The organism is Streptomyces sp. BBFR2, assembly GCF_044497305.1.
GTDB lineage: Bacteria > Actinomycetota > Actinomycetes > Streptomycetales > Streptomycetaceae > Streptomyces.
In genome coordinates this window covers 2195597-2214013 of sequence record NZ_CP172415.1, presented here as the reverse complement: position 1 = coordinate 2214013, position 18417 = coordinate 2195597, and the positions used below count along the sequence as shown (strand labels likewise).

Genomic DNA, 18417 nt, shown 5'->3' with positions numbered 1-18417 from the left:
AGGCCGGAGCCCGCCTCCCGTGGATCTGGGGTGTGGGAAGCGGGCTCCGGCTCCGAGCGGAGGCGATTGAGACCGGGTCAAAGGGTCTTGCCGGAGGAACCGGCGTCGTCCGCCGGGCCCTCCTGCGCCGCCTCCTCGATCGCGGCCAGTGCGGGGTCGAGGATGATGTCCTCACCGCGCGCCGCGATCGTCGGCTCCTCCGGGAAATGACAGGCCGTCAGGTGGCCCGCGTCGTTCCCCGTGATCTGGACCAGCGGCGGCTCCTCGGTCGCGCACTTGTCCTGCGCCTTCCAGCACCGGGTGCGGAACCGGCAGCCGGACGGCGGGTTGACCGGCGAGGGCACGTCACCGGCGAGCCGGATCCGCTGCTTGTCCTCTTCCTGCGACTCGGTGAACTTCGCCTCCGGCACCGCCGACAGCAGCGCGTGGGTGTACGGGTGGCGCGGCCGGCTGTAGATCTCGTCACGGGTGCCGACCTCGACGACCTTGCCGAGGTACATCACCGCGACCCGCTGGCTGAAGTGCCGCACGATCGCCAGGTCGTGGGCGATGAAGAGGAACGCGATCCCCAGCTCCCGCTGGAGGTCCTGGAGCAGGTTGACCACCTGCGCCTGGATGGAGACGTCCAGCGCCGAGACCGGCTCGTCGGCGACGATCAGCTTCGGCTCCAGGGCGAGTGCCCGCGCCACACCGATGCGCTGGCGCTGACCGCCGGAGAACTCGTGCGGGAAGCGGTTGTAGTGCTCCGGGTTGAGACCGACCGTCTCCAGGAGTTCCCGGATCCGCTTCTCCCGGCCGCCGGCCGGGTTGATCCCGTTGATCTCCATCGGGCCGCCGATGATGGTGCCCACCGTCTGCCGCGGGTTCAGCGACGCGTACGGGTCCTGGAAGATCATCTGGATCTCGGAGCGGACCGGCGCCAGCTCCTTGCGCTTGGCCCGGGTGATGTCCTGCCCCGCGTACGTGATCTTGCCGGAGGTCGGCTCCATCAGGCGGGTCAGCAGCCGGCCGGTGGTCGACTTGCCGCAGCCCGACTCGCCGACCAGGCCGAAGCTCTCGCCCGCGTGCACGGTCAGGTCGACGCCGTCGACCGCCTTGACCGCGCCGACCTTCCGCTTGAACGGGAAGCCGCCGTAGATCGGGAAGTGCTTGGTGACGCCCTCGGCGACGAGCAGCGGTTCGCCCGTCGCGGGCGCCGCGTCCCGGGGCGAGGGGAGGGTGACGTTGTCTGTCATGGTGATGGCTCCCTAGCCCAGCCGGGGCTTGATCTGCTCGGTGAAGAAGGTCTGGCGCTGCTCCGCACTCAGGTGGCAGGCGGCGGCCCGGCCGTCCGGCAGCGCCGGACGCTCCTGGGTGCACAGCCCCCCGGCGACCTCGGCGGGGAATCCGCAGCGCGGGTTGAACGCGCACCCCGACGGCGGGTTCAGCAGGCTCGGCGGCGACCCGGGGATCGGGTACAGCGCCTCGTTGACGTCGGAGGACAGCCGCGGCATGGAGCTGAGCAGACCCCAGGTGTACGGGTGCTGCGGCTGCGTCAGGATCTCCTTGACCGAACCGCGCTCCACCGCCCGGCCCGCGTACATCACCAGCAGGTCGTCGGCGACGTCGGCGACCACACCGAGGTCGTGGGTGATCAGGATGATCGCGGAGCCGAACTCCTGCTGGAGGTCCTTGAGGAGGTCGAGGATCTGCGCCTGGACGGTGACGTCCAGCGCGGTCGTCGGCTCGTCCGCGATCAGCAGCTCGGGGTTGCAGACCAGCGCCATCGCGATCATCGCGCGCTGGCGCATACCGCCGGAGAACTGGTGCGGGTAGTCGTCCACCCGCAGGTTCGGCTGCGGGATGCCGACCTTCGTCAGCATCTCGATGGCGCGCTGCCGCCCCTCGCGCTTGGAGGCGCCGGTGTGCTTCATGTACGGCTCGGCGATCTGCCGCCCGACCGTGTAGTACGGCGACAGGGCGGTCAGCGCGTCCTGGAAGATCATCGCCATCTTGTTGCCGCGGAGCTTCTCCAGGGTCTTCTCCCGGGCTCCGGTCAGCTCCTGGCCGTCCAGGTGGATCTCGCCGCTGATCGCCGTCGACTTGGGGTTGTGCAGCCCCAGCACGGCGAGGTTGGTGACGGACTTGCCGGAGCCCGACTCACCGACGATGCCGAGGGTCTGGCCGCGTTCCAGGTCGAAGGAGAGGCCGTCGACCGCCTTGACGATGCCGTCCTCGGTGGAGAACCGCACGTGCAGGTCGCGCACGGAGAGGAAGGGGTCGGACCCGGTCGGGGCCGGTGTGCCTTCGGTCGTGGGGAGTGTGGTCACTTCAGGCTCTCCTAGGACAGGCGCACGCGCGGGTCGATGAAGGCGTACGCCGCGTCCACGATGATGTTGAACACCAGGATCAGGGCGGCGCTGAAGAGCATCACGCCCAGCACCATGGGCAGATCGAGGGTGGTGACGGAGTCGATCGCCAGCCGGCCGATACCGGCGAGCGAGAAGGTGAACTCGGTGATCATGGCTCCGCCGAACAGCGAGCTGAGGTCCATGCCGAGGATGGTGACGATGGGGATCAGCGAACCGCGCCAGGCGTACCGCAGGAAGACGTAACGGGCGGGCATGCCCTTCGCCTTGGCGGTGCGGACGTGCTCCTCCTGGAGCTGCTCGATCATCGTCGAGCGGGACATACGGGTGTACTGCGCGGTGAAGATCGTCGACATCACCAGCCACGGCAGCAGCAGGCCCATGAACCAGCCGGCCGGGTTGCTGGTCAGGTCCACGTACTTCGGCGAGTCCATCACGCCGCTGTAGACGAAGATGCCCAGGACGATGGGGCCGAGGATGTAGATCTGCACCGAGCTGAGGACCATCGAGACGCTGGTGACGGCCTTGTCGAGGAACGTCCCACGCTTCCACGCGGCGAGCAGACCGGCGCCGATACCGATGACGAGGAACGCGACGGCGCCGCCGAGGGCCAGCGAGGCGGTGGTGGGCAGCCGGTCGACCATCGTCGCCCAGACGTCCTGCTTGGTGGCGAAGGAGTAGCCGAAGCAGGGGGCGCCGCAGTGCCCGATGCTGTAGTCGCGGCCGACGAAGATGCCGGAGAGGAAGTCCCAGTACTGCGTCGGCAGGGGCTTGTCGAGGCCGAGGTTCTGGTGGATCAGGGCGATGTTGTCGGCGGTGCAGTTCTTACCGCAGGCCATCAGGGCCGGGTCGCCGACCGCGAAGAACACGAAGAAGGTGACGGCGCTCAGCAGGATGAGGGTGACGATCGCGCCGAACGTCCGGCGAAATAGAAAGGGAAGCATGACAGTTCGCTGCTCTCAGGACGGCGGCGGCTGTGGGCGAGGAGAAGGGGCGGCGAAGGCCCCGGAGAGCGCGCGCTCCGCCGTGTGCGCGCTCTCCGGAGTGCCTTGACGGACGCTTACTTCTTGAGGAAGAGCGTGTTCGGGTCGATGTAGCTGACGTCGTTGTTGTAACGGGCGCCGCCGATGTTCGAACCGTAGAGCTGGAGCGTCTTCGTGTAGTAGGCCGGGGCCGCCGGGTTGACCTTCTCCACGATGTACTGGTGCAGCTTCTTCCACTCCTCGGTCGCCTTCTTCGCGTCAGCGATCTTGCTGATGCGGGCGATCTCCTCGTTCACGTGCTTGTCGTTGACGTGCGAGTAGTTCGACGAGCCGTCCTGGATGGTGGTGCCGTCGTACGACGGGGGGATCACCGTGGAGGCGTCCGGCCAGTCCTGGCCCCAGCCGGTCATGTAGATGTCGAAGCCGTTGTCGACCTTGCCCATCTGCTGGTACCAGGAGGCGGCGTCGACCTCCTTCTTCTGCACGTTGAAGCCGGCCTTGTTCAGCGCGTCCTCGATGAGGACGGCCTCCTTCTGGCGCGCCTCGGTGTTGGAGTAGGCGTAGACGAGCTTCATGCCCTTCTTGCCGGCCTCCTTCAGCAGCTTCGCGGCCTTCTCCGGCTCACCGTTGGGGTGCGACAGCTTGCCGTAGGGGTCGTAGCCCTTCTTGTAGCCCGCGACGGTGGGGGCGAGCAGACCGCCCGCGATCTCACCGCCGTAGCTGCCGCCGTTGACCCGGACGAGCTGGCTGTCCGGCAGCGCGTAGGTGATCGCGTCGCGGATCCGCTTGTCCTTGATGCGGTCCATGTTGAAGTTCATCTGCCACACGTAGGGCTGGTAGCCCTGCACGAGGCGCTTGCTGGCGCTGGGGTTGTCCAGCACCTGCTTGGTCGAGGTCGGCTCGACCTGGTTGGTGAAGCTGACGGCGTTCTTGGCCTCACCCTGGTCGGCCATCAGGCGCTTGGTGGAGTCCGACGCCTGGTGGTTGAAGGTGATGTTGTACCCGTCCGGGTACTGGTGCCGCATCGCGTCGGTCTTCGGGTCCCAGTTGGTGTTCCGCACCAACTGCATGGACTTGCCGGCCTTGAACGACGCGATCTTGTACGGGCCGGAGGTGACCGGCTTGACGTCGTAGTTGTCCTTGGTGTCCTTCGGACCGTCCGGAACGACGCTGTAGCCGGGCATCGTCAGCGCGTAGGGAAGCTGCGACTGGGGCTGCTTGAAGTGGAAGATGACGGTCTTCTCGTCCGGGGTGTCCAGGACGGTCTTGGGCAGGTGGTCGCCCTTGTACGGACCGTCCGGCAGCGCCTTGCGGTACGCGGTGCCGCTGCCCGACAGCCACTGCTGGACGTAGGTGGGGCCGTCGGTGATGAACTTCGCGTACATCCGCTCGATGGTGTGGCGGATGTCCTTCGAGGTGATCGGCGTGCCGTCCTCGAACTTGATGCCGTCCTTGAGCGTGTACTTCCAGGTCTTGCCGCCGTCGGACATCTGACCGGCGTCGGTGGCGAGGTCGCCGACGACCTTCTGCTTGCCGCTGTCGTCCTGCTGGAAGCTGGTCAGCCCGCGGAAGATGAGCTGCGACAGCGACTTCATGTCGCTGACGTACATCTGCGCCGGGTCCAGGTGGTTGTAGCTGTCACGCTGGTAGACGCGGATGGTGCCGCCGGACTGGGCGCCCTTGACCTCCTTGGCCGGACCGGCCGAGTCGGCCGCGGTGCCGAGCGGGACGGCTTCCGCCTGCGACGCGGCGTCCGCGTCGGTCTGCGACTTGTCCTTGCCGCCGCCGCTGCCGGCGCTGCATCCGGTGAGCGCGAGCGAGCCGGCCGCGAGGGCGACTATGACCGCGCGGGCTCTGCGCGGAGAAAGTGCGTTCATGAGGTCAAGCACCTGCCTGTCAGTTTGGTGTCCTGATGTGCTGTCTGACGCTTCCGGTGGGAGGCCGGTGCGGGGGCGACAGCGGCCCCCCTCAAGTGGACGCTCAGCGACCGGATTTGGGGTCGAAGGCGTCCCGGACCGAGTCCCCGAGCAGGTTGAAGCAGAGGACGAAGATGACCATCGCGGCGCCGGGGAAGAGCAGGAAGGTCGGGTCGCTCTCGTAGATGTTGCCCGCGGTGCGGAAGAGGCGGCCCCAGTCGGGGGTGGGCTCCATGATGCCGACACCGAGGTAGGACAGACCCGCCTCCGCCGTCACGAACAGCGGGAGCATGTAGGTGCTCTGGACCAGGATCGGCGTGACCACGTTCGGCAGCAGCTCCTTGCGGATGATCCGCCAGGGCGAGGCGCCGGTGATCCGTGCCGCCTCGACGAACTCCCGCTCGCGGAGCGAGAGGACCTGGCCGCGCAGGAGCCGCGCCAGACCCATCCAGCCCAGCGCCCACTGGACGAGGATCAGCGCCACCACCCGGATGTAGGTGGGGGTCTCGTCGCCCGGCGGCACGAAGAGCGCCACGACGACGGGCATGAACGCCACGAACGTCAGCTGGCTGGGGAAGGCCATCAGGAAGTCCATGACCCGGCCGAGCCAGTAGTCGGTGCGACCGCCGAGGTAGCCGGCGGTGACGCCGAGGATGGTGCCGGTGATGACCACCAGAATCGTTACGGCGACCGAGATGCCCAGCGACGTCCGCATGCCGTACAGCAACTGGGTGAAGAGGTCACGGCCCAACTGGGGCTCGATGCCGAACCAGTAGTCGGCCGAGACACCGCCGTTCGGCCCTGCCGGGAAGCCGAACTCGTCGAGGAGGTTCGGGTCGCTGTTGGAGTAGAAGGTGTACGGGTCCTTGCCGTACAGCGAGGAGATGACCGGGGCCAGCGCCGAGATGACGAAGAACGCCAGGACGACGATGCCGCAGATCATGCCGGTGCGGTCCCGCTTGAACCGCGCCCACATCAGTTGGCCGGGGGAGCGGCCGACGAGTTCACCGTCCTTGCGGTTCTTCTCGTTCTTCAGACCCTCCGGCGTCAGCCCTGGGGTATCGGACTGTGCAGCCGCGGTCTGGGATGGACTAGTCATCGCGAAGTGCCCCCGCGCCGAGTTCTCTTGGAACGTGAAGCGGCACCGTTCGCACCGCTGGATGAGCGGACTTTCGCAAGTGATTTATGGCGGAGTCAAGGGGATCGGGGGCGCTGATGCGCAGGTCGTTCGCTTCTTGAGCGGATATTGCGCAGATCGACGCCAGTGCGTGCTTGACACCCTCAGAAGATGTCCGGAATAGCGGACATAAGACATTCAATTGCTGTAACACGACGGCAACTTGGCCGTCGCTTCACCGATATACGGACGCGTCTTGCTGAACTACGTACGGTCATGAGGGTGCCGCGGACGCGGCCGGGGAGCGAACAACGAGCCCCGGCCGCGCCCCGCGGCACCGCTCCCGTCAGGCCGTGCCGACGAGCCCCAGCGACCGCTTCAGGAAGTCCACCTGGAGCAGCAGCAGGTTCTCCGCCACCTGCTCCTGCGGCGTCATGTGGGTCACCCCGGACAGCGGCAGCACCTCGTGCGGCCGGCCCGCCGCCAGCAGCGCGGAGGAGAGCCGCAGCGAGTGCGCCACCACGACGTTGTCGTCCGCCAGCCCGTGGACGATCATCATCGGCCGGTGCGGCTCCCGCGCCCCGGACAGCCCCTCGTCGGTGAGCAGCGAGTTCTCCGCGTACACCGCGGGCTCCTCGTCCGGGTGGCCGAGATACCGCTCCTGGTAGTGGGTGTCGTACAGCCGCAGATCGGTGACGGGGGCGCCGACCACCGCCGCGTGGAAGACGTCCGGGCGGCGCAGCGCGGCCAGCCCCGCGAGGTAGCCGCCGAACGACCAGCCGCGGATCGCCACCCGCGTCAGGTCCAGCGGGAACCGCCCGGCCAGCGCGTGCAGCGCGTCCACCTGGTCCTGGAGCGCCACCTCCGCGATCCGCCGGGAGACGGCCTTCTCCCAGGCGGGGGAGCGGCCCGGGGTGCCCCGGCCGTCCGCGACGACCACCGCGAACCCCTGGTTGGCGAACCACTGCGACGTCAGATGGGCGTGGTGCGCCGCGACCACCCGCTGGCCGTGCGGCCCGCCGTACGGATCGAGCAGCACCGGCAGCGGACCGTCGCCCTCCGTGTGGCCCTCCGGGAGCAGCACCGCGCACGGGATCTCCCGCTCCCCGGCGAGCACCAGCCGCGGCCGCGCCGTCAGCACCGGCTGCTGCGCGTACGAACCGATGACCGCGACGCTCTCCTCGGCGCCGTCCGCACCCGGCCGCACCACCTCGACGCGGGTGCCGGGCCGCTCCAGGCTCGCCTGCGACAGCACCACCACGTCCCCGCCGCGCACCGCGGACGTCACCGTCGGGTACGGCCGGGCGCCCAGCCGCTGCGGCGCCACGGGGCCGTCGCCGCGGTGGCGTACCCGGTACACGCCGATGTCGTGCGTCTCCGGGCCGCTCGCCGCGAAGAGGACGTCGTCCTCGCCGATGTCCAGCACCGCGCGGACGTGCAGCGGCGCCGCCGTCAGCGCCCGGTCACCGGCGAACAGCCGCCGCGCGCCCGGCTCCGTACCGTCCGGGGTGTCCGCGATCCGGACGAGCCGTCCGTCCGGTGTCCACGCCGGGACGCCCGGGTGCAGCTCGTTCCACACCGGGTCGGTTTCCTCGTGCACCGTGCGCGTCGCGCCGGTCGCCTCGTCGACCACCAGACAGTGCTGGGTGCGCTGGTCGCGGCTCTGGACGAGCAGGAGTGGCGGGCCCGCCGCCGACCAGTGCACCCGCGCGAGATAGGGGAAGCGCTCACGGTCCCAGGTCACGTCCGTACGGGAGCCGTCCAGGCCCAGGAAGGCCAGCGTCACCTCGGCGTTGGGGGTGCCCGCCGCCGGGTACGGGACCTCGGCGGGGGCCCGGTCCGGGTGCGCCGGGTCGGCGATCCACCAGCGGCGCACCGGCGTGGTGTCGGCGCGCGCGGCCAGCAGCCGGTCGCTCCCCGGCGACCACCAGAAGCCGCGGTGGCGGCCCATCTCCTCCGCCGCGATGAACTCCGCGAGCCCCCAGGTCACTTCGGGCCCGTCCGGCTCGGCCAGCGCCCTGTCACCGCCGTCGCCGTCGGTGTGCACCACCCGCAGCGCGCCGTCGGCGGCGTACGCCACGTACCGGCCGTCGGGGGAGGGGCGCGGGTCCACGACCGTGCCGGTGGCGGGGAGTTCACGGGCGGTGCCGGCGCGCAGTTCGGCGGCGAACAGCCGGCCCGACAGGGCGAACGCCGCGATCTCGGCGGCGGCGTCCACCGCGTAGCCGACGATGCCCGCCGAGCCGTCGCGGGTGCGCTCCCGGCGGGCCCGCTCCGTCGCCGACAGCTCCTCCTCGGCCCCGGCGAGCAGGGCGGGCGGATCGGCGGCGAGGCGCTCCCGGCCACCGGCGACGTCGAGGACCCACAGCCGCTGGGTCCGGTCGGTGCCGGAGGCGGAGCGGAGGAAGGCGACACGGGCGCCGTCCGGGGAGACGGTGAAGCCGCGCGGCGCACCCAGCGTGAAGCGCTGCGTACGGGCGTGCTGGCGCGGGAAGGGCACGGGGTCAGGCTGTCCGGTCATGGGCCGAGCCTATGGCGTACGTCCGGTCCGTGAGCGGAACTTGGGACACCGCCCGTCCGGCGGGCGGGACGCCACCCGTCGCATCAGCGAATCCGGCGTGCGCCCCTCGTCTGCTCCCGTGCACCGACATATGCGCGCGCCCGGAAAGTTATGATCCCTTGCGCGTAGTGGGTGCGGGGTAAAGAGCCCTTTGCATTCCCGGGAGTTGAGCCGTCGCGGCGGTTTCGCCCCCTCATATCTGTCCGGTCCGTGCGTACTTGGAGGTGAACCGCCGTGGCACTCTCGATTTCGGCGGTGGTGCTGCTGGCGATCATCGTCTTCTTGCTGGTCAAGAAGGCCGGGCTGAAGGGCGGGCATGCGTTTGTGTGCATGCTGCTGGGCTTCTATCTCGCCAGCTCGTCCGTAGCCCCGACGATCAAGCAGCTGACGACGAACGTCGCCGGGATGCTCGGGGGTATCAAATTCTGACGTACAGCGCGTAGGGGGCCCCGCCCCCGGACCGGGCCGCGACACCGCGCCCGCTCCGCCCGCCCGGCACCGGAAGCGATCCGGGGCCGGGCGGCGGCATGTCCGGGCACGGAGGGCCTCCGGCGGGGCCGTGCGGGGCGCCCGGTGCCCCGGGTGGTCGCCGGGCGGCGGCACCGGGCCCGGCCGCCACGGGCGGCGCCGGGCGGTGTGCCGGGCACCGGCAGGGGGGCGCTCCCGGGGCCGCCGGGCGGGTGTGCCGGGGCCCGGACACGGGCTCGTAGGCTGTTCCCATGACGGAGCCCGCCCCCACCCCGCCCGCGCACCCCGGTGCCGACCGGCCCCGTCGTCTGCTGCTGGTGCACGCGCACCCGGACGACGAGTCCATCAACAACGGCGTCACGATGGCCAGGTACGCCGCCGAGGGCGCCCAGGTCACGCTGGTGACCTGCACCCGCGGTGAGGAGGGCGAGGTCATCCCGCCCGAGCTGGCGCACCTGGCGCCCGACCGGGACGACACGCTCGGTCCGTACCGCGTCGGGGAGCTGGCCGGTGCGATGGCCGCGCTCGGCGTCGCCGACCACCGCTTCCTGGGGGGCGCGGGGCGCTACCGCGACTCCGGGATGATGGGCGCCCCGCAGAACGACCGCCCCGGCGCCTTCTGGGCGGCACCGCTCGACGAGGCGGCCGCCCACCTCGTCGCCGTCGTCCGCGAACTCCGCCCGCAGGTCCTCGTCACCTACGACCCGGACGGCGGGTACGGCCACCCCGACCACATCCAGGCGCACCGGGTGGCGATGCGTGCCGCCGTTCTCGCCGCCGACGCCGCGTTCCGGCCGGACCTCGGCGCACCGTGTGCGATCGAAAAGATCTACTGGAACTGCGTGCCCCGCACGGAGGTGGAGAAGGGCTTCGCGGCGCTGCGCGCGGCGGGCCGCCCCTTCCCCGGCATCGCCGCCGTCGACGACGTCCCCGGCGTCGTGGCGGACGAAGAGGTCACCGCGGAGATCGCGGGCGAGGCGGCACACATCGCGGCGAAGACCGCCGCGATGCGGGCGCACGCCACCCAGATCGCCGTCGACGGCCCGTTCTTCGCCCTCTCCAACGATCTCGGACAGCCGCTCTTCGGCACCGAGTACTACCGGCTCGTGCGGGGCACGGCCGTCCCGGCGGCGGACGGCCGCGAGCACGACCTCTTCGCGGGCACCACCGGCGACCCGGCGGGCCCCCACCCCACCGACGGCCACCAGGAGGCGGGCGTATGAGCGCGGAGAAGAAGAACGGCGTCCCCCGCACCCGGGCCGGCGGCTCCGGCGTACCCGCCGGGTCCGGTGGCGCGGCCGGCGGCGGGCGCGCGGGCGCCGCCGCCGCGGCGATGGCCCGGCCGGTGACGCCGGGCCGGATCGCGCTGTACGTCCTGCTGCTGATCGGCGGGGTGCTGGTCGCGCCCGCCGGGGTGCTGCTCCAGGCCGCGTGGTTCCCCGGCGGACTGCTGCTGGCGCTGGCCGGTCTCGCCGGGCTGCTGTACGGCGGCGGGCGGGCCAGCGAGACCGTCGCCGGGGTGCTGGTGCCGGGCGCCGCCTGGCTGGTGACGGTCTTCCTGCTGCTGGGCACCGCCCGTCCGGAGGGCGATTTCCTCTTCGGCGCCGGGCTCGGCTCGTACCTCTTCCTGCTGGGCGGGATCCTGGTGGCTGTGATCTGTGCCACCGCGGCGCAGCGGCGGGCGCTGGGTGCACCGCCCGGCCGGGCCGCCTGACGCCGCGTCCGCCGCCCGCGCGTGAGCCGTGGCGTACGGGGCGGACCGGCCGTGTGGCCAGGGGTGACCTGCCGGCCGCCGCGGGGCCGTGCCGCCCGCGCCGTGCCCCGCCGCGCCGTCGGCCCTCCCGCGGAGGTCCGGGCCGCGGGCGGGGCGGCGCCACGGCGGGCGCGGCGCCGCGAGCCGCGACCCGCTCGCGAGGAGCGGAAAGACACCCACCGGGGGTGCGCCCGTCGTCGTGGTCTTCCCGTGCTCTTCGGGTGGCCCTGCGCGGCGGCCAGTATGGTGGTGCGCGCCGCCGCGCCGCCCTGGGGGCGCCTCCCCGGTCCCGGGTCCTGGGCCCGGACTCAACTCTGACGAGCGGCGGAGCCAATCGGGAGAACCTGCTTTGAGTCGTGAATCTGACAGTTCGTCCTCCGGCCCCCAGGGCCGGGGCAGCGCCGTCTACCCCTCGGGAACGCCGCCGTACGGCACGGCCCAGGGAGCGGGCGAGGCGGCGAGAGGTGCCGCCGCGCAGCCGGAGGAGCAGAAGACCGAGACCACGCTGACGACGCGGATCAAGATCAACATTCCGGGCTCGCGGCCCATCCCGCCCGTCGTCGTCCGCAAGCCCGTGGACGCGGGGGAGGAGACCGGCGTGAGCGGAGCGGACGGTACGCCGGGAGAGGGCACCGCACCCGGCCCCGGCCCGGCGGCGGAGGCGACGGGCGGCCAGCCCCGGCTTCCGCGCCGCTCGCCCGCCGCGCAGCGCCCCGGCGGCGCGCCGGGCCGGCCCGGCGCCCCGTCCGGCTCCGGCGAGACCACCAGCTCCTGGTTCGCCCCCCGCAAGGGCCAGAGCGCGTCCTCCACGACCGGTTCGCACCCGGCGCCCGGCGCTTCGTCCACGACGGGTTCGCACGCCGCGCCCGGCGACCCGTCCACCACCGGTTCGCACCCGGCGCCCGGTGCCGCTCCGGGCCGCCCCGACCTGCCGTACTTCTCGGACGGGCCGGGCGGGGGCGGCGCACCGTCCGGGGGCGATGATCCGCTCGGGCTCTCGCCGTTCGACGGCGGCGCCCGCCCGGCCCGCGAGACCTCGCCGTTCGACACCCCGGCGCCCGGCGCCGCCTCGCCGTTCGACGCGCCCGCCGACCTCAGCCCGTTCGACACCCCCGCGGGCGCCGGGCCGGCCGGTCCCACCACCGGGCCCGCCCGCGGCGACAGCCCGGTCAACCTCCCGCCCGGCTTCAGCGACCCGGGCGCCCGCACCCCGTCCGGCGGCGCCCCCGCCGGGATCACCGGCGGTCTCGCCGCGGGTCCGGCCGGCGGTGTCTCTGCCGGTCCGGCCGGTCCGAAGCCGTCTCCCAAGGGCCCGCAGGGCACCGGCCCGCGCGCCGGCGGCCGGGGCTCCGACACCCTCGTCGGCGGCATCCCGAAGGTCCCCGCCGCCGACGGCCCGTCCCCCCGCGAGGGCAAGGACGGCGCGGCGGCCGCCCCGGCGCCGCTGCCCAAGATCCCCGAGCCGATCAACCCGCCGAAGAAGAAGGGCCGCAACAAGCTGGTCCTGGCGGGCGCCGGCGTCGTCGTGCTCGCCGCGGTCGCCTACGGCGCGGGGCTGCTCCTCGACCACGCCGATGTCCCCAACAACACCACCGCGCTCGGTGTGGACATCGGCGGGCAGGCCAAGGACGACGCCGTCAAGAAGCTGGAGGCGGCGCTCAAGGACCGCACCGGGCAGCCGCTGAAGCTCACCGTCGACGGCGCCGAGCGGAGCCTGGACCCGGTCAAGGCCGGCCTCGGCGTCGATGTGCAGGCCACCGTCCGGGGCGCCTCCGGCCGGGACTACAACCCGGTCTCCGTCATCGGCTCGCTCTTCGGCGTCGCCCGCACCGCGCAGCCCGCGATGACCACCGACGACGAGAAGCTGGAGATCGCGCTGCGCCAGGTCGCGGGCGGCTCCGGCGGCACCGGCGAGGGCGGCATCACCTTCTCCGGCGGCCGGGCCGTGCCGCACTACGGCAAGCCGCACAAGGCCGTCGACGTCGCCGCCTCCAAGGCGAAGGTCGCCGACGCCTACCGGCAGCGCGTCACCACCGGCACCCAGCCCGCGCTGACGCTGGCCGCCTCCACGCAGCAGCCCCGGGTCTCGAAGGAGGCAGTGGACAAGGCGCTCAAGCAGTTCGCCGAGCCCGCCATGTCCGGTCTGATCACCGTCCGCACGGACGCCGCGCACACCGTGTCGTTCAGCCCGGAGAAGTCCATCCCGAAGTTCCTCTCCTTCCGGCCGGGCGCCGACGGCAGCCTCGTCCCGTACTACGACCGGGCCGCCCTCAAGGCGCTCTACGGCGACACCTTCAACGGCGTCCTGCTCACCAAGGGCGACGGCAGCAAGAAGCCGGTGACCCCCGCCGAGGTGGCCAGCGCCGTGCAGTTGGCGCTCCAGGGCACCACCCCCGCCGACCGGGTGCAGACCATCGGCGCGGGCTGAGCCGCCCGCACCCCTGACGACGAGGCCCCCGGAGCGCGCGCTCCGGGGGCCTCGCGCATGTCACCCCGGCCGCCACCCATGACAGATGTCATGGCGGAGTGCGGACAGCCGACACTGCCGCCGGGCACCCCCGTCCGGCGAAGCTTGGGGACATGACGACGACAACACCGACCGCCGCCCCGGACGCCGCGCGCCGGCCGGGCCCGGCCCCCGCGGTCAGCTTCCGCGAAGTCACCAAGGAGTACGGCGCGGTGCGCGCCGTGGACGGTATCGATCTGGAGCTGCACCCGGGCGAGACGGTCGCCCTGCTCGGCCCCAACGGCGCCGGGAAGTCCTCCACCCTCGATCTGCTCCTCGGGCTGCGCAACCCGGACTCCGGCACGGTCGCCGTCTTCGGCACCACCCCGCAGCGGGCCATCGCCCAGGGCAAGGTCGGCGCGATGCTGCAGAGCGGCGGTCTGATGCAGGGCGTCACCGTCCGCGAACTGGTCGGCCTCGCCCGGGACCTGCACCCCCGCGCGTACCCGCTCGACGCGATCCTGCGCGCCGCCGACCTCACCGACATCGCCGACCGCATGATCGGCAAGCTCTCCGGCGGCCAGGAGCAGCGGGTCCGCTTCGCCCTCGCCACCGCCGGCGCCAACGACCTGATCGTGCTGGACGAGCCGACCACCGGCATGGACGTCTCGGCCCGGCAGGCGTTCTGGGGCACCATGCGCGCCCAGGCGGACGCGGGCCGCACCATCCTCTTCGCCACGCACTACCTCGAAGAGGCCGACGCCATCGCCGACCGGGTCATCGTGCTGCACCGCGGCCGGGTCCTCGCCGACGGCACCGCCACCGAGATCAAGGCCCGCGCCGGGGCCCGCCGGATCGCCTTCGACCTGGAGGGCACCGTCGACCAGCAGGCGCTGCGCGCCCTGCCCGCCCTCACCGCGCTGGAGATCTCCGGCCGTACCGTCCGCATCCAGTCGCACGACGCCGACGCGACCGTCCACGCCGTCTACGGCCTCGGCCTGTACCCGAGGAACCTGGAGGTCGCCGGGCTCGGCCTGGAGCAGGCGTTCCTCGCCCTGACCGCCGCCACCGACGCCACCACCACCGCCGAGGAGGCGGGACGATGACCACCTTGATCCTGCTGGAGATCCGCCGCGCACTGCGGAACAAGAAGTTCATGTTCTTCTCGGTGATCTATCCGCCGGGGCTCTACCTGATCATCGCGGGCGGCGCGAACAGCAGCCCGATGCCCGGGATGAAGCTCGACATGGGGCTGTACTACATGGTCGCGATGGCCGCCTTCGGCGCCATGACCGCCGTCCTCCTCGGCAACGCCGAACAGATCGCCAAGGAACGCGAGTTGGGCTGGGTGCGCCAGTTGCGGCTCACCGCACTGCCCGGTCGCGGTTACGTCTCCGCCAAGATCGCCGCGGCGGCCACCGTCAGCCTGCCGTCGATCGTGCTGGTGCTGCTGGTCGGCGCGCTGGTCAAGGACGTCCGCCTCGACGCCTGGCAGTGGGCCGCCATCGCCGTCTCCATCTGGCTCGGCAGCTTCGTCTTCGCCGCCCTCGGCGTCGCCATCGGCTACCTCGTCACCGGCGAGGCGGTCCGCCCGGTCAGCATGCTCTGCTACTTCGCCCTGGCGTTCCTCGGCGGTCTGTGGATGCCGCTGACGATCCTGCCGCAGTGGGTGCAGAGCCTCGCCGACTACGTTCCCACGCACGCGTACGCCGCGCTGGGCACCGCCATCGAGGGCGGTGGCGCGCCGCACCTGAAGGACGTCACGGTGCTGCTGGTATACCTGGCGCTCTTCGTGAGCGGCGCGGCCTGGCTGTACCGCAAGGACACCCGGAAGGCATGACGACGGTGACGACGGACCGCGAGGCGGAGGATCACAACCCGATCCGGATGGGGCAGCCGCCCCGCACCCGGCGGCAGGCCGTCTCCAAGGCGCTGTGGATCGCCGTGTGGATGCTCTACCTCGCGGGCCCGGTCGCCGATCTCCTCACCGGCTCCGCCTCGCTCACCACCCGCGTCCTGGGCGCCGCCGGCCTCGTGGCGTACGTCGCGCTCTACTTCGCGCTGGTCTTCCGGCACATGTGGCGGGGCGTCACACCGCGGACGGTGTACCCGGTGCTCGCCGCGCTGCTGGCGCTCTCCGTCGCCCTCGCCTGGAACCTCGGCGCCAACTGGCTGGTGCTGTTCATCTTCACCTCGGTGGCCACCGGCGTCGTCCTGCCGTGGGAGCACGCCCGCTGGTCCGTCCCGGCGGTCACCGCCGTCCTGCTCACCCTCGGCCTCCGCTTCCCCGAGGTCCGCGGCTACTACCTCCTGGCGTACGGCCTCCCGGCACTCGGCAGCGGCTACACGATGGTCGGGGTGCAGTACCTGATCCGTACGACGAAGGAGCTGCGCGCCGCACGGGAGGAGGTCGCCCGCCTCGCCGCCAACGACGAACGGCTGCGGATGGCCCGTGACCTGCACGATCTGCTGGGCCACTCGCTCTCGCTGATCACGCTCAAGAGCGAGCTGGCGGGTCGGATGCTGCCCGACCGTCCAAAGGACGCGGCGGCGCAGGTCGCGGACATCGAACGGGTCAGCAGGCAGGCCCTGGTGGACGTACGCGAGGCCGTCACCGGCTACCGCAGGCCCCGGCTGGCCGTCGAGCTGGCCGGGGCCCGCACCGCGTTGCGCACCGCCCGGATCGCGGTGGACGCCGATCCGGCCCTGGACCTCGACCGCGAGCTGCCCGAAGCGGTCGAGGGCACCTTGGCCTGGGCGCTGCGGGAGGCCGTCACCAACGTCGTCCGGCACAGCGGCGCCCGGCGCTGCGCCCTGCGCCTGGCCGAGGAGACCGATCCGGCGGACGGCGCGCGCACCCTGCGGCTGACCGTCTCCGACGACGGCGCCGGCGCCCCGCGCGGCACAGGCGACGGCAACGGCCTCGGTGGCCTCCGCGAACGCCTCGCCCTGACCGGCGGCCACCTGGAAACCGGCCCCGCCGGCCGGCACGGCTTCGTCCTCACCGCCGTCGTACCGCTGCCGGCGGACGGGTGCGGGGACGGGAACGGGACCGGGAGCGGGGATGAGGACGTGGACGGCGCGGAGGCAGGGGTTCCGGCCGCGCCGCCCGCACCGGGGGCGGCGCGGTAGCCGGTGGATCCGGCGGGGCGTGTCCGGGACGGGGCCGTGTTCCGCGCTCCGTGCCGTGCCCGGTGCGGCGTGCCGCGTCCGGCGCCGCATCCCGTTCCGGGCCCGCCCGTACCCGTCCGGCCGCCGCTCGCGCTCCCCGTAAGCTGGCCGCATGATCCGTCTGCTGCTCGCCGAGGACCAGTCCATGGTCCGGGAGGCGCTGGCCGCGCTGCTGGAGCTGGAGGACGATCTCCGGGTCGTCGCCCAGGCGTCCCGGGGTGACGAGGTTCTCCCGCTCGCCCGGGAGCACACCGTCGATGTCGCGCTGCTGGACATCGAGATGCCCGGGATGAGCGGTCTTGAGGCGGCGGCGGAGCTGCACACCGCGCTGCCCGGCGTCCGGATCGTCATTCTCACCACGTTCGGGCGGCCCGGCTATCTGCGCCGCGCCATGGAGGCGGGCGCCGACGCGTTCCTGGTCAAGGACGCCCCCGCGGCGCGTCTGGCGGAGGCCGTCCGGCGGGTGCTGGGCGGTGAGCGGGTCATCGATCCGGCGCTGGCGGCCGCCGCCCTCGCCGACGGCGTCAGCCCGCTCACCGACCGCGAACGCGAGATCCTGCTCCGCGCCGACGAGGGCGGCACCCACGCCGAACTGGCCCGCCACTTCCACCTCTCGCAAGGCACCGTCCGCAACCACCTCTCCGCCGCCATCCGCAAGACCGGCGCCCGCAACCGCGCCGAGGCGCTCCGCACGGCCCGCGAGAAGGGCTGGCTCTGACCTGCGGCGACGCCCACCGGGCGAGGCACCGTCCGCACCGCGGGCCGCCCGGCCGCACCGCGTCCGGAATCCGGTCCCCGGCGTACGGGCCTCAGTTGAGCAGCGACCTGACCTCCGCCGCCCGCCCTCGTACCGTCTCCGCGGCCTTCGCATCCACCGCCTCGACCACCCGGGCGTACTCCTCCAGCTCGGCCGCGCCTTCCTGGAAGCGGCCGCAGTTCACCAGCAGTTGGCCCCGCTCCTGGCGCAGCCGGGCCGGGTGGCCGGGGAGCAGCAGGGCCAGGTCGACGGCCCACAGGCCGACCGGGGCGTGCTCGGGGCGTGCCTGCGCCCAGGCGCGGATGTTGTTGAGGATGCGCGCGACGGTCTCCAGCGGATCGGCGGGCAGCAGCATCGGCGCCTCCAGGGGCGCCCCGGTCGCCCCCGCCACCAGCTCCGCCGCGTCCGCGTCGGAGAGCAGCCGCCCCCCGGCGAACGGATCGGCCAGCACATGCGCCCCGCGCGGATCGCCGAACCCGACGACGAAATGACCCGGCAGGGCCACCCCGTACACCGGCGCCCCGGCCCGCCGGGCGACCTCCGTCCACACCACCGACAGCAGGATCGGCAGCCCGCGCCGCCGCCGCAGGACCTGGTGCAGCAGCGACGACTCCAGCCGCCGGTAGTCGGCCGCCGCCCCGCCGAAACCGAGGCGGCGGCCCAGCAGCTCACCGACGTTACGGGCCCACGCCGCCGGTCCACCCTCCGGCGCGAACGGCAGTCGCCCGGCCAGCTCGTCCAGCTCGATCTGCACCGCGTCCATGCCCGCCTCGTCCAGCGCCGGATCGCCCTCCGCCGCGATCAGCAGACAGAGCAGCACGAGATCGGGCCGCTCGGCACGCGCCTCCTCGGCGAACCGGCGCCGCCGCGCCCGCACCGCCTCCCCGGGCCCGCCCGG

At 72.5% G+C, this 18417-nt stretch carries 15 protein-coding genes; 8 read left to right on the top strand and 7 right to left on the bottom strand.

Annotated elements, in window-relative coordinates:
- Positions 1–77: 77 nt before the first annotated feature.
- From ACGH2B_RS08210 to ACGH2B_RS08185, 6 genes are all read right to left on the bottom strand, one after another.
- The gene (locus tag ACGH2B_RS08210) at positions 78–1235 is read right to left on the bottom strand and encodes an ABC transporter ATP-binding protein (RefSeq protein WP_399086343.1); all 1158 of its coding nucleotides are present in this window, start codon (positions 1233–1235) and stop codon (positions 78–80) included.
- A 12-nt stretch (positions 1236–1247) separates the two neighbouring features.
- A complete protein-coding gene (locus tag ACGH2B_RS08205; protein ID WP_399086340.1) occupies positions 1248–2309 on the bottom strand; it encodes an ABC transporter ATP-binding protein in 1062 nt (353 codons plus the stop codon).
- Positions 2310–2320: 11 nt separating this feature from the next.
- Positions 2321–3292, bottom strand: coding sequence for an ABC transporter permease (locus tag ACGH2B_RS08200; protein WP_399086337.1), 972 nt, complete (start codon positions 3290–3292; stop codon positions 2321–2323).
- Positions 3293–3408: 116 nt separating this feature from the next.
- On the bottom strand, positions 3409–5208 hold the full coding sequence (locus ACGH2B_RS08195) for an ABC transporter substrate-binding protein (protein ID WP_399086334.1): 1800 nt from the start codon (positions 5206–5208) through the stop codon (positions 3409–3411).
- 103 nt (positions 5209–5311) lie between these two features.
- Positions 5312–6346 (bottom strand): ABC transporter permease, encoded by a 1035-nt coding sequence (locus tag ACGH2B_RS08190; protein WP_399086331.1) that lies wholly within the window; start codon positions 6344–6346, stop codon positions 5312–5314.
- A gap of 364 nt (positions 6347–6710) precedes the next feature.
- Positions 6711–8885, bottom strand: coding sequence for a prolyl oligopeptidase family serine peptidase (locus tag ACGH2B_RS08185; protein WP_399086328.1), 2175 nt, complete (start codon positions 8883–8885; stop codon positions 6711–6713).
- A gap of 273 nt (positions 8886–9158) precedes the next feature.
- Between ACGH2B_RS08185 and ACGH2B_RS08180 the strand changes: the two genes are divergently transcribed.
- The 8 genes from ACGH2B_RS08180 (at position 9159) to ACGH2B_RS08145 (ending at position 17480) form a co-directional block, all read left to right on the top strand.
- On the top strand, positions 9159–9353 hold the full coding sequence (locus ACGH2B_RS08180) for a hypothetical protein (protein WP_030287173.1): 195 nt from the start codon (positions 9159–9161) through the stop codon (positions 9351–9353).
- 290 nt (positions 9354–9643) lie between these two features.
- A complete protein-coding gene (mshB, locus tag ACGH2B_RS08175; RefSeq protein WP_399086325.1) occupies positions 9644–10615 on the top strand; it encodes an N-acetyl-1-D-myo-inositol-2-amino-2-deoxy-alpha-D-glucopyranoside deacetylase in 972 nt (323 codons plus the stop codon).
- Entirely contained in the window at positions 10612–11106 is a 495-nt protein-coding gene (locus tag ACGH2B_RS08170) for a DUF6113 family protein (protein WP_399086322.1), read from the top strand. Before mshB ends, ACGH2B_RS08170 begins: the two co-directional genes overlap by 4 nt.
- Positions 11107–11494: 388 nt before the next feature.
- The gene (locus ACGH2B_RS08165; RefSeq protein WP_399086319.1) at positions 11495–13573 is read left to right on the top strand and encodes a hypothetical protein; all 2079 of its coding nucleotides are present in this window, start codon (positions 11495–11497) and stop codon (positions 13571–13573) included.
- Between the two features lie 152 nt (positions 13574–13725).
- A complete protein-coding gene (locus ACGH2B_RS08160) occupies positions 13726–14697 on the top strand; it encodes an ABC transporter ATP-binding protein (protein ID WP_399086316.1) in 972 nt (323 codons plus the stop codon).
- Entirely contained in the window at positions 14694–15431 is a 738-nt protein-coding gene (locus tag ACGH2B_RS08155) for an ABC transporter permease (protein ID WP_399086313.1), read from the top strand. Before ACGH2B_RS08160 ends, ACGH2B_RS08155 begins: the two co-directional genes overlap by 4 nt.
- On the top strand, positions 15428–16723 hold the full coding sequence (locus ACGH2B_RS08150) for a sensor histidine kinase (RefSeq protein ID WP_399086310.1): 1296 nt from the start codon (positions 15428–15430) through the stop codon (positions 16721–16723). The genes ACGH2B_RS08155 and ACGH2B_RS08150 overlap by 4 nt, the downstream gene beginning before the upstream one ends.
- A 151-nt stretch (positions 16724–16874) precedes the next feature.
- Positions 16875–17480 carry a response regulator gene (locus tag ACGH2B_RS08145; RefSeq protein WP_399086307.1) on the top strand — a complete coding sequence of 202 codons (606 nt, stop codon included), beginning with the start codon at positions 16875–16877 and terminating at the stop codon, positions 17478–17480.
- 91 nt (positions 17481–17571) lie between these two features.
- Here the strand turns inward: ACGH2B_RS08145 and ACGH2B_RS08140 are convergent, their stop codons facing one another.
- Positions 17572–18396 carry a tetratricopeptide repeat protein gene (locus ACGH2B_RS08140; protein WP_399086304.1) on the bottom strand — a complete coding sequence of 275 codons (825 nt, stop codon included), beginning with the start codon at positions 18394–18396 and terminating at the stop codon, positions 17572–17574.
- Positions 18397–18417 lie beyond the last annotated feature (21 nt).

Excerpts from the sequence above, each read along its gene's own strand:
- ACGH2B_RS08185 (WP_399086328.1), bottom strand. The coding sequence starts at position 8,885 with ATGACCGGACAGCCTGACCCCGTGCCCTTCCCGCGCCAGCACGCCCGT.
- ACGH2B_RS08160 (WP_399086316.1), top strand. The coding sequence starts at position 13,726 with ATGACGACGACAACACCGACCGCCGCCCCGGACGCCGCGCGCCGGCCG.
- ACGH2B_RS08195 (WP_399086334.1), bottom strand. The coding sequence starts at position 5,208 with ATGAACGCACTTTCTCCGCGCAGAGCCCGCGCGGTCATAGTCGCCCTC.
- ACGH2B_RS08155 (WP_399086313.1), top strand. The coding sequence starts at position 14,694 with ATGACCACCTTGATCCTGCTGGAGATCCGCCGCGCACTGCGGAACAAG.
- ACGH2B_RS08210 (WP_399086343.1), bottom strand. The coding sequence starts at position 1,235 with ATGACAGACAACGTCACCCTCCCCTCGCCCCGGGACGCGGCGCCCGCG.
- ACGH2B_RS08150 (WP_399086310.1), top strand. The coding sequence starts at position 15,428 with ATGACGACGGTGACGACGGACCGCGAGGCGGAGGATCACAACCCGATC.
- mshB (WP_399086325.1), top strand. The coding sequence starts at position 9,644 with ATGACGGAGCCCGCCCCCACCCCGCCCGCGCACCCCGGTGCCGACCGG.
- ACGH2B_RS08190 (WP_399086331.1), bottom strand. The coding sequence starts at position 6,346 with ATGACTAGTCCATCCCAGACCGCGGCTGCACAGTCCGATACCCCAGGG.
- ACGH2B_RS08145 (WP_399086307.1), top strand. The coding sequence starts at position 16,875 with ATGATCCGTCTGCTGCTCGCCGAGGACCAGTCCATGGTCCGGGAGGCG.
- ACGH2B_RS08170 (WP_399086322.1), top strand. The coding sequence starts at position 10,612 with ATGAGCGCGGAGAAGAAGAACGGCGTCCCCCGCACCCGGGCCGGCGGC.
- ACGH2B_RS08200 (WP_399086337.1), bottom strand. The coding sequence starts at position 3,292 with ATGCTTCCCTTTCTATTTCGCCGGACGTTCGGCGCGATCGTCACCCTC.